Below are 12,031 nucleotides of genomic sequence, written 5' to 3'. Positions count from 1 at the left end.
GCGGCGCGACATTGACCAGCGCCTGCAAGACATCCGATCCCCGCACCCGCGGGGATGAACCGGGTTGAATCTAGACGGTGTGCCTGCTTGCCCACCGATCCCCGCACCCGCGGGGATGAACCGACCTAGCAGGGCAGTTCGAAATAACTGAGATTCCGATCCCCGCACCCGCGGGGATGAACCGTAAATGTGGTGCTGGATGTGTTGCGCCCATCACCGATCCCCGCACCCGCGGGGATGAACCGCAAGTTTGAGCAAGCGCAGTTAAAAAAGCCGCCCGATCCCCGCACCCGCGGGGATGAACCCCTATGAAACCAACGACTAAACAATGCCAGCGCCCGATCCCCGCACCCGCGGGGATGAACCGCGGGGAAGAATAATTATGAAAAAACTAATAGTCCGATCCCCGCACCCGCGGGGATGAACCGCCAGCACTTCGCACAGGCATGGAATGCCGGAAACCGATCCCCGCACCCGCGGGGATGAACCGCTCATAAGAGGGCAAACAATGAACATCACAACCCGATCCCCGCACCCGCGGGGATGAACCGCAGGCGTAAAGCGTAAAAACGGTACTGCCATGCCGATCCCCGCACCCGCGGGGATGAACCGTTAGACGCTGTTACACTTCGTAAGATCAAAATCCGATCCCCGCACCCGCGGGGATGAACCGTACCGCAAGCGCTGGAACTCAAAGCACGTTGACCGATCCCCGCACCCGCGGGGATGAACCGCGCTGCAAGGCCAGGAGATTCGCGTCGAGTACCCGATCCCCGCACCCGCGGGGATGAACCGCAGAGGGGAGTGAGTGATGAGAATATATACAACCGATCCCCGCACCCGCGGGGATGAACCGCAAAGAGCCTTCGCCAGAAACCGAGCTGAGGACCGATCCCCGCACCCGCGGGGATGAACCGTTGCTTATTCATGTTCTTATCAGAGAAAGTTACCGATCCCCGCACCCGCGGGGATGAACCGCGGGGATTCTTCAGATCGTATAAAGCGATCATCCGATCCCCGCACCCGCGGGGATGAACCGTTAAAGCAAAAGCCCCTAAACCAGCATCAAACCCGATCCCCGCACCCGCGGGGATGAACCGTTGCTTAGCGGCATCGGAACGTGGTTTTAGTTCCGATCCCCGCACCCGCGGGGATGAACCGCGGCCTTATCCGTGTCTGACATATCGTTTAATTCCGATCCCCGCACCCGCGGGGATGAACCGATTGATAATATTTTTAATGCCACTAGGGCCACCCGATCCCCGCACCCGCGGGGATGAACCGCGCATGCTGGATTGATAAAGGAGCCTTCATGTCCGATCCCCGCACCCGCGGGGATGAACCGCGTGGTGTTTCCGGCCTTCCGCGCCCTTGGTCCCGATCCCCGCACCCGCGGGGATGAACCGCACACCCTGGACTTCCATATCGGCGTCAAGAACCGATCCCCGCACCCGCGGGGATGAACCGGTACATTGCGAGCAAGCGGTGACGATGATTACCCGATCCCCGCACCCGCGGGGATGAACCGACCAGCCACCCGGCACCATTCCCTGAAAAACTCCGATCCCCGCACCCGCGGGGATGAACCGTTGAGGAGCTGGATAGCACTGAACGTGGCGATCCGATCCCCGCACCCGCGGGGATGAACCGCTAAGCGGAAACATGGCGCAGGCAGTTGGCCACCGATCCCCGCACCCGCGGGGATGAACCGTCGCTAAAGGCGGCACTGTCGTGCTTGCCATCCCGATCCCCGCACCCGCGGGGATGAACCGTACGACTGCACCGTGGCGCATCTATGCACGACCCGATCCCCGCACCCGCGGGGATGAACCGCCAATTAGCGATAAGAAGGGGCGCTCCAGCCCCCGATCCCCGCACCCGCGGGGATGAACCGCCATACTGCACAATATCGAACAGCGCTGTGACCCGATCCCCGCACCCGCGGGGATGAACCGCCGTTAAATACGCCTGATAAGCTACAAGAACTCCGATCCCCGCACCCGCGGGGATGAACCGTATGTAATAGCGTTAAGCGCCCTTCTCCCAGGCCGATCCCCGCACCCGCGGGGATGAACCGCCAAAAAAAGGAGCGCAAGAAACAAAAGGCTACCGATCCCCGCACCCGCGGGGATGAACCGGCGTTCCTTATGTCGATGAAAGCGGCCGGGAGCCGATCCCCGCACCCGCGGGGATGAACCGGCCAGCGACTTAGGCCGAGAGTTCAGTAAAGGCCGATCCCCGCACCCGCGGGGATGAACCGGCATGATCCGCGTCTTGTGCGGCGCATGGGGCCCGATCCCCGCACCCGCGGGGATGAACCGCCCCGCTATTAACGCCACGGGGCAGGCGTGTTCCGATCCCCGCACCCGCGGGGATGAACCGCTGGTCATAGTGACTCCTCAACAACCCCATCCCCGATCCCCGCACCCGCGGGGATGAACCGAATAATGGTAATTCTCAAGTCCAAGCCCAAGCCCCGATCCCCGCACCCGCGGGGATGAACCGCAAGCCCCCTCGCGCCGAGCGAGTACACAGCTCCGATCCCCGCACCCGCGGGGATGAACCGGGAGGCGTGTTAATCGTTTAGTTCTGACTCAACCGATCCCCGCACCCGCGGGGATGAACCGCATGGGACGCAGAGCGCACCGAAGCCGAGGATCCGATCCCCGCACCCGCGGGGATGAACCGGTTCAGACCCAGCAAAAACTGGTTGCCGAGCTCCGATCCCCGCACCCGCGGGGATGAACCGCCGCTGGCATCGCCGTTGACGAGATAGGACGCCCGATCCCCGCACCCGCGGGGATGAACCGCACTCTTTTACGCCTAAATGCTTGCCTTGTGTCCGATCCCCGCACCCGCGGGGATGAACCGGATCGTTACCCGAAGGGACGAGACGCGCGGGGCCGATCCCCGCACCCGCGGGGATGAACCGTTTGAAATATCTCTTCCCTCTTGGGTATTCATCCGATCCCCGCACCCGCGGGGATGAACCGATTGTGTTAGTAAATTAAATGAGATTAATAGCCCGATCCCCGCACCCGCGGGGATGAACCGCTACTAGCGCTTCAGCTTCGTCTAATGGTAGCCCGATCCCCGCACCCGCGGGGATGAACCGCTGTATTTGTTGATTGCCCGTGCCTATATCGCCCGATCCCCGCACCCGCGGGGATGAACCAGCTGTTCAATCTCAAAGACCGACCAAGAACCACCGATCCCCGCACCCGCGGGGATGAACCGCTACTATTTGCTGTGCCATTTCTTCTTTTTCGCCGATCCCCGCACCCGCGGGGATGAACCGGGGACTCATCAGGGAGCTTAGGATACCTAATACCGATCCCCGCACCCGCGGGGATGAACCGTCTCGCTCCGATTGGTTTACAGAATGGAGCTACCGATCCCCGCACCCGCGGGGATGAACCGGTATTGCAGGTGCCCGCCAGGCATTCGTACAGCCGATCCCCGCACCCGCGGGGATGAACCACAGGCTATCCAGCCCGTGCTCAACGGTATGCACCGATCCCCGCACCCGCGGGGATGAACCGTTGTCAGAAACAGAGTTTGATCTTATACGCTCCCGATCCCCGCACCCGCGGGGATGAACCGTAGGGGACAATCCTGATGTTTGGCTACCTATTCCGATCCCCGCACCCGCGGGGATGAACCGTTCATGACAGCTACTTTCATTTTTTAGGACTCCCGATCCCCGCACCCGCGGGGATGAACCGCCATTCGGGGCCACGTTTGTGCCTGCATAGCGCCGATCCCCGCACCCGCGGGGATGAACCGTCAGTGAAACGATCCTCGCGGGTGTGCCAGGCCCGATCCCCGCACCCGCGGGGATGAACCGAAAGCCTCGGTTGTCTTTACGCTCGGCCAATACCCGATCCCCGCACCCGCGGGGATGAACCGCCATCCAGCTACAACGCCTTTCCCATATTCTTCCGATCCCCGCACCCGCGGGGATGAACCGAGCTAGATACTTTTAAACGTTCTATTCTATCTCCGATCCCCGCACCCGCGGGGATGAACCGGGCGGACGCATCCCTAGCGGACAAGTGGGCGTCCGATCCCCGCACCCGCGGGGATGAACCGGGGAGGGCGAACGTCACCTGACGAACCTTCAACCGATCCCCGCACCCGCGGGGATGAACCGAGTTCGAGGACGACAACGGCGAGAAGTACATACCGATCCCCGCACCCGCGGGGATGAACCGCGCCTGGATCTGCTTGCGGAAGGTGGTATAGGCCGATCCCCGCACCCGCGGGGATGAACCGGTTCGGATGGCACCCTGGAACCGCCTGTGTGGCCGATCCCCGCACCCGCGGGGATGAACCGATCCCCGCGCCGAGTTTGCCGAGGCATTAAAACCGATCCCCGCACCCGCGGGGATGAACCGATAAACCGAGTGTTCCAGCGGTATTGCACTGGCCGATCCCCGCACCCGCGGGGATGAACCGCCTACTACTCCTATATCTATGACCTTAAAAACCCGATCCCCGCACCCGCGGGGATGAACCGCCTCTCTCTGCAAAGCTGACAATATCGCCCGCCCGATCCCCGCACCCGCGGGGATGAACCGCCATATTGTGTCTCCATGCGCTCGGGGAAGTCCCCGATCCCCGCACCCGCGGGGATGAACCGCGCGCCAAGCTGATTGCGTCGGTGCCGTGGGTCCGATCCCCGCACCCGCGGGGATGAACCGCTGCCGAACCCGGATGATCCTATTTTCGGTATCCGATCCCCGCACCCGCGGGGATGAACCGCCATTTGCTTTCCTCTAGGCATGAAAAAGCCCCCGATCCCCGCACCCGCGGGGATGAACCGCATATAGCGTAGAGGGCTGCACACCTCCTGCTCCGATCCCCGCACCCGCGGGGATGAACCGGACGTTAACGACCGAATTGGCGACTTTGTTGCCCGATCCCCGCACCCGCGGGGATGAACCGCATAGAGCGTAGAGGGCTGCACACCTCCTGCTCCGATCCCCGCACCCGCGGGGATGAACCGTATGCTTCAATCAACTGCTCTGGGTAGGTGTCCCGATCCCCGCACCCGCGGGGATGAACCGCATTGCGTCTGGTGACACGCTGGTGTATCGATCCGATCCCCGCACCCGCGGGGATGAACCGCGCAGACCCGCGTGACCTTTACGACAACGCCGCCGATCCCCGCACCCGCGGGGATGAACCGCGTGGAGTCTAGGCGATGCGCCTGTTCGCCCACCGATCCCCGCACCCGCGGGGATGAACCGTATTGGCAGGCGTGGTGCCTGGAACAAAAAGACCGATCCCCGCACCCGCGGGGATGAACCGACGTCCTACCGCCGTCTGTGCATCCTGAAACACCGATCCCCGCACCCGCGGGGATGAACCGTGAGAATCACGAACATTGGTGACACTGATCTTCCGATCCCCGCACCCGCGGGGATGAACCGCTTTGGCTCATTCATCTTCACCCCCTAAACACCCGATCCCCGCACCCGCGGGGATGAACCGCCAGCGAGCGCATCTCGAAAGAGATTCAGCGGCCGATCCCCGCACCCGCGGGGATGAACCGTGAAAAACAAAGATGACTTGACGCGGCGTTTTCCGATCCCCGCACCCGCGGGGATGAACCGTTCGCCAGCCAGTGGGGCGCGTTTGATGAAACCCGATCCCCGCACCCGCGGGGATGAACCGGTAGAGCGAATGCAACGATTAACCGCGAGCTTCCGATCCCCGCACCCGCGGGGATGAACCGGCTTGATCTGTCTCTGTTGTGTCGCTAATCTGCCGATCCCCGCACCCGCGGGGATGAACCGTTACGCCACTGCATTTGCTTTCTCCTTTTGAACCGATCCCCGCACCCGCGGGGATGAACCGCACTACCGCGATGAGCTAGACCTAGCCAAGGCCCGATCCCCGCACCCGCGGGGATGAACCGCCGCCGTCTTTGGTTTCCCAGGAGCCACCGAACCGATCCCCGCACCCGCGGGGATGAACCGCGATGCCCGGAAACGGCGCGCTGTCTTGAGCACCGATCCCCGCACCCGCGGGGATGAACCGAAAATTGGCTTTTCTAAAGATGCGCCGCTAGCCCGATCCCCGCACCCGCGGGGATGAACCGGCTACAAAGTGCTTTTCGTTGACTTCGACCCCCCGATCCCCGCACCCGCGGGGATGAACCGCGAGAAAAAACCTGAAGGTGGGCTTTCTTTCGCCGATCCCCGCACCCGCGGGGATGAACCGATTCTATTAATATCCCGCCAACGGGTTACGTTCCGATCCCCGCACCCGCGGGGATGAACCCAGCGCGATAAAGCTATTGAGAAGGCCGACCGCCCGATCCCCGCACCCGCGGGGATGAACCGGATTTGGAGCAGGGCACAGAATCTTGGCACCTCCGATCCCCGCACCCGCGGGGATGAACCGAATTAACTTTTGGATGCGTGCGTTCTCGCTATCCGATCCCCGCACCCGCGGGGATGAACCGGCAGCAACCCGCCGCCCACGGCCCCGGCTAACCCGATCCCCGCACCCGCGGGGATGAACCGCCGGTTGCGTGAGGTGGCGAAAGAGTCGAGTGCCGATCCCCGCACCCGCGGGGATGAACCGTTGCTATTAATCGCCCTGGTGAAATTTGGGCACCGATCCCCGCACCCGCGGGGATGAACCGTAGCAATCTCGATGATGAGACTGGCCTATTAGCCGATCCCCGCACCCGCGGGGATGAACCGGTTTGAAACGTCAATGTTAGGCATGGCCTGCTCCGATCCCCGCACCCGCGGGGATGAACCGCCTTTGCAGTGCATGATTTAGAAATTAGACAGCCGATCCCCGCACCCGCGGGGATGAACCGGGCATTAACGACCGCCGTAAATCTGAGTACCACCGATCCCCGCACCCGCGGGGATGAACCGACAGTATTTACGCGGCGCTGCATCGTTCGGCGCCGATCCCCGCACCCGCGGGGATGAACCGCTGGCCTGTTTTTTGGCACTGCGCAATGACCTCCGATCCCCGCACCCGCGGGGATGAACCGGGGTGGCCGACAAGCCTATCACCCGTAGTTTACCGATCCCCGCACCCGCGGGGATGAACCGCGCGTGGCCGATGTCGAACGTGCGTTGTGTCTCCGATCCCCGCACCCGCGGGGATGAACCGCAAGACCCAAAAGTAAAAGCTAGGCATCTTAGCCGATCCCCGCACCCGCGGGGATGAACCGTCTCCTTATGTCGCTGCCCGTAACGACTATGTCCGATCCCCGCACCCGCGGGGATGAACCGACCCGTCTGGGTGACGAAGCGCTGGAACTGATCCGATCCCCGCACCCGCGGGGATGAACCGCCGCCACAGGGCTGACAGTAGGCATTAAGTGCCCGATCCCCGCACCCGCGGGGATGAACCGTGGCTAAGGGTGGCACGGTCGTTCTTGCCATCGCCGATCCCCGCACCCGCGGGGATGAACCGACTACAAAAAGGCATGGAATGCGTTTCGTGATCCGATCCCCGCACCCGCGGGGATGAACCGGGCTTGCTAAAGGACTGGGAGAACGTCAACGACCGATCCCCGCACCCGCGGGGATGAACCGTGGGAACTGCTGCATATCACGCTTCCTCAGTACCGATCCCCGCACCCGCGGGGATGAACCGCTGTTCCAAGGCAGTCCGGTATTGATGGCAAACCGATCCCCGCACCCGCGGGGATGAACCGCAGATTAGGGATAAGCGCATCGAGATCATTGACCGATCCCCGCACCCGCGGGGATGAACCGCGTCATGGTTGACGGGATGATTATTCACGAATCCGATCCCCGCACCCGCGGGGATGAACCGGTGCCCGAAGGCGGTTACCTGCAGCTCTACCGCCGATCCCCGCACCCGCGGGGATGAACCGCCGAAGCGCTGGGCGTGACCGTTAACAGCGTGCCGATCCCCGCACCCGCGGGGATGAACCGTATATCGTCGATGAAGAGTCGGGCTGCTGGATCCGATCCCCGCACCCGCGGGGATGAACCGCTGTAGTTACCTCTGTCAATGAAGCTATGCAGCCGATCCCCGCACCCGCGGGGATGAACCGTTAAGTCGTTCCATGCTGGCTGACAGCAGGCTCCGATCCCCGCACCCGCGGGGATGAACCGATGTTAATGACCGTGTTGGCGAGTTCATGCAGCCGATCCCCGCACCCGCGGGGATGAACCGTAGAAAGCCACCAAACGGTCACGCTGGGCAATCCGATCCCCGCACCCGCGGGGATGAACCGGCATGATGGGGATGGGTGGTACGGGTGGCGCTCCGATCCCCGCACCCGCGGGGATGAACCGATGTTTTGAAAGCCGTTCGATCGCGAGATCTGCCGATCCCCGCACCCGCGGGGATGAACCGCTCTGATACGTCACATGATCAGCGCCGTCGATCCGATCCCCGCACCCGCGGGGATGAAGCGCACACACTCGCTTTGGTAGTGCTGCATGTTCTCCGATCCCCGCACCCGCGGGGATGAACCGCATCGGCCAGAGTTTTCGATTTTGGCTCAGCGCCGATCCCCGCACTGCTGAGATGTTTCTGGTGCTGGTGATGCTGTCGGGGGCTTGTGTGTTCCTTCACTACGCGTGTAGGAGGAGTGACCTTTCCTGCAGTAGCAAGAATACCAAGGTCAAAATGGATTCCCGCTAAAAGCATGCGGGAATGACGGGATCGGGTGGCATGCGGGAATGACGGGGTCGGGTGGCATGCGGGATTGACGGGTTAGGGTGGCACGCAGGAAATGTTAGCCGCACAGGCAGTTCAGAAAATCACGCATTGCGGGCAGCCCGCCCATTGGCCGTGCGCTGTCGCCCTGGCAGCGTTGAAGTGTATGCCCATCGCACCGCTGCGCCGTGCTTTCGCGTCGGGCTTTTGTTGCGGGTGCGTTGGGGCTTACCACGCGCGACTCGAAATCTGCGTTACTCTCATTAAAAGCATGTGCGCGGCGGCGGGGCCGCGCACGGTAGGCATTTTCTTGGGGTGGCTTGTTACGCTTTGTCGTCCTCGTCGTCTTCCCAGCGTTCCATGGCACGTTTGTCATCAGGCAGGCGGACAATATCACCTACTTTAAGCTTGTGGTGGGTGTCATGGTGATGCCCTTGGCGGTCGAGTATGGCGGCAACGTGGCCGATGCTGACGGCATCTTCTTCACGGTAAACCTCTACTTTTACGCGCACAATGCGGCCTTGATAGCGGGCAGAGAGCATGGCTCCTGGGTAAGGTGGTTTGTGGTCGGGGTCATCTTTAAAAAATTCTGCGACGCTTGCGCTGCCTGGTTCATCCCATTCGATATGCTGATGCATTGTCAGAGTCCTTTTGCTGAGCGTTATCACGTAGCGTGAGGTTTAAGTGTAGTGTGCGTTGATGCAATAGGGCCACTGTGCATAGACAGAGATGTTGTGGACACTTAACGTGGCCTTTTAAGGGGTTGTGGAGGGGCTTTGATGACGAATCATCATGCGCTATTTGAACAGTCGGTGACGCCGTTGTTTGTCGTTGAGCGTTCAATGCATTGCTCGTCCAATGTGCAGGGCAATGCGGCCTTTCGGCGTGTTGCTGGTTGGGTTTCAGAAGAGAGTGAGTCGGCGCTGTGGCGCTGCTTTCCATTTGAGTATGAGAAGGTCATGGCTGCCATTAATGCGTGCGATACGCAGCAAGTGCCACAGTATGTCAACGTTAGTTGGGGGGAGTCGTCTTGTGGTTGGCAGCTGCAGCTGTCACCGGTCATGTCGGGCGATTACCGTGCGGTGCACGGGGCGTTGCTTCAGGCGTCGTTGCCGTTTGGTGAGTCGTTGGATGCGTTTCTTAAGCAACTTCCTGGGTTTGTCTATCAGCTTCATTATTCGTTGGAAGGAGCCTGGCACTATAGCTATGTCAGTGAAAGTGTAGAGGAGTTTTTTGGGGTAAGCGTGATGGAGGTGCTGGCGGATGCACAAACGTTGCTGGACAGTATTCATCCAAATGATAAAGAGTCGGTGATAGCGAGTTCGTTAGAGAGCGCGCGTACGTTAAGGCCATGGCAGCACGAATTCAGAATGTTTCACCGTAACGGCCAGATCATTTGGGTCGAGGCGAATGATAGGCCGCACCGTCAACAAGACGGCAGTGTGGTATGGACGGGCTACGCTAATGATATTACCCAACGAAAATCCCTAGAAACAGCACTGACCTCTAGCGAACAGCGTTTTCGTCAGTTGGTGGAGCAGGCTAACGATATTATTTATACCTTAAATGCAGCGGGAGAGCTGACGTACGTCTCGCCTAACTGGCCGCGTATTTTGGGGCATCGCGTGAAAGAGGTGCTAGGGCGCAATATTAACTTTGTGCTGCATCCTGAGGATTTGGAGGCGTGCCGTCACTATATCTCGAAGGTTTTTCAGACAGCTAAGCCGCAAGGCATCATTGAGTATCGAGTACAGCATATCAGTGGTGAGTGGCGCTGGCATTTCACTAACGGCGCGCCAGTGCTGGACGAGCAGGGGCATGTCACTAGTTTCTTAGGTATTTCGCACGATATTACCCCGCGTCGTGAAATGGAGGAGCAGGTGCGGCGTTTGGCGCAGCAGGATTCTTTAACGCAATTACCTAATCGGGCGCAGTTTTTTGCACACTTGGCCGAGTCGCTTCAGATGTGTGAACAGGAAGGTCGCCAGTTGGCACTGCTGTTTATTGATTTGGATAACTTTAAGCCGGTAAATGATCGGCTGGGGCATGCGATTGGCGATCAGTTATTAGTGCAGGTTGCCCAGCGTATGAAGCATCGCCTGCGTGAAGGTGATGTGGTTGGGCGGATTGGGGGTGATGAGTTTGTTGCGATGCTAAGTGGGCCGCTAATGGCTAGCGAAGCGATGGGCGTTGCTAACCAGCTATGCAATTCACTTGCCGAACCATTTTTATTAGCAGGCCATCGGGTGAGTATTTCCGCAAGCATTGGGGTGGCCATGTACCCTCTGCACGCAAGAGAAGAAGCCGCCTTGGTTCATCGTGCTGATGAGGCTATGTACATGGCCAAAGCCAAGGGGCGTAATCAAGCAGTACTTTATTCAGCGGCGTTAGCGCTTGGTTGATCAATATGTTGAAACATAAAGTTTAAAGCGGCAGGTAAACTAGCTCGCCATACGCGCCATGTGTGGCCACCCGGGTAAAGATCAAGTCGCACGTCATCCGGCTGAATGCGTTCCATCGTTTGGCGTAATAGGCGGGCGTGGAACTCTGCATCGTAAACATCGCTGCGCCCTGCACTGATATAAAGAGGCACTGGCGATATGTCGCGCTCTCCTGTGGTTCGCGGTGTGACCTGAAGACGATAATTTTCTAAGTGAGCCGTGTAATTCAGCGCTTCCCAGCGTTCGTGGTCAAATTGTCCTTGTTCATCTAGAAACGCGGGATGGCGACGTGCCGACGAATTAGCCGGCGGCGCTGGTGCATAGCTGGCGGGGCTTAATGCGGCAACGGCTGCGAATAGTTCGGGCCGCTCTAGGGCAAAATTAAGCGCGCCGTAACCACCAGCAGATAACCCTGCAACGCCCCGTAAGTGGCGTTCACCACCAACATGATAAGTGCTTTCAATATGTGGCAGTAAGTCGTTGAAGAAAGCGCTGCGCGCTGCCTCGTTGTATCCATCCACCCACCAACTACGGCTTCCGGGCATGACAAACACGGTCGGTGGCAAGTGTCCTGCTGCGATTAATCGGTCTGCTGTTTGGGGTAAGTTGCCTCGTGTTACCCAGTCGCGTTCGTTTCCAAATGAGCCATGAAGCAAATACACGACTGGGTAAGGCGTAGTCGCATCCGTGTCATAGTCATCAGGTAAATACACGGTATAGGGATAGTTATGGTCTAACGTGGGCGAGAAAAAGTGCTGATGGGAAACATCGCCTGCTAGGGCATGGCTGCTGAGTATAAGCCAGCTGAGTAAGCCCATAATAGGTGTTGTTAACGAGGAAAGGTATCTTACTAGTAATGTCCCGAACACAAAGCCTCCAGGAATTTTATAACGTTACCGCAGTCCGACAGCGCAGAGTGT

The 12,031-nt window shown here is 60.1% G+C and carries 3 protein-coding genes and 1 CRISPR repeat array (1 of these 4 only partly in view); of the genes, 1 reads left to right on the top strand and 2 read right to left on the bottom strand.

Annotated features, from left to right (window positions below; translation table 11 throughout):
• Positions 1-8,486: a CRISPR direct-repeat array (repeat unit 29 nt; unit sequence CCGATCCCCGCACCCGCGGGGATGAACCG) (it extends 638 nt beyond the left edge of the window).
• 507 nt (positions 8,487-8,993) lie between these two features.
• Complete coding sequence (locus CR46_RS0114945; protein ID WP_030074180.1) at positions 8,994-9,308, bottom strand: hypothetical protein; 315 nt, start codon at positions 9,306-9,308, stop codon at positions 8,994-8,996.
• A gap of 141 nt (positions 9,309-9,449) precedes the next feature.
• Between CR46_RS0114945 and CR46_RS0114940 the strand changes: the two genes are divergently transcribed.
• Positions 9,450-11,072 carry a sensor domain-containing diguanylate cyclase gene (locus CR46_RS0114940; protein WP_084180508.1) on the top strand — a complete coding sequence of 541 codons (1,623 nt, stop codon included), beginning with the start codon at positions 9,450-9,452 and terminating at the stop codon, positions 11,070-11,072.
• Here CR46_RS0114940 and CR46_RS0114935 read toward each other — a convergent pair.
• Complete coding sequence (locus tag CR46_RS0114935) at positions 11,045-11,929, bottom strand: alpha/beta hydrolase (RefSeq protein ID WP_051690194.1); 885 nt, start codon at positions 11,927-11,929, stop codon at positions 11,045-11,047. The two genes, CR46_RS0114940 and CR46_RS0114935, sit on opposite strands and share 28 nt — an antisense overlap.
• Positions 11,930-12,031 lie beyond the last annotated feature (102 nt).

Source organism: Vreelandella neptunia, assembly GCF_000712975.1.
GTDB classification, from domain to species: Bacteria; Pseudomonadota; Gammaproteobacteria; order Pseudomonadales; family Halomonadaceae; genus Vreelandella; species Vreelandella qaidamensis.
This window is presented reverse-complemented; position numbering and strand designations above follow the sequence as displayed.

Bases quoted from the DNA above. Each gene is read 5' to 3' on its own strand.
- CR46_RS0114940 (WP_084180508.1), top strand. From the start codon at position 9,450: ATGACGAATCATCATGCGCTATTTGAACAGTCGGTGACGCCGTTGTTT.
- CR46_RS0114945 (WP_030074180.1), bottom strand. From the start codon at position 9,308: ATGCATCAGCATATCGAATGGGATGAACCAGGCAGCGCAAGCGTCGCA.
- CR46_RS0114935 (WP_051690194.1), bottom strand. From the start codon at position 11,929: ATGGGCTTACTCAGCTGGCTTATACTCAGCAGCCATGCCCTAGCAGGC.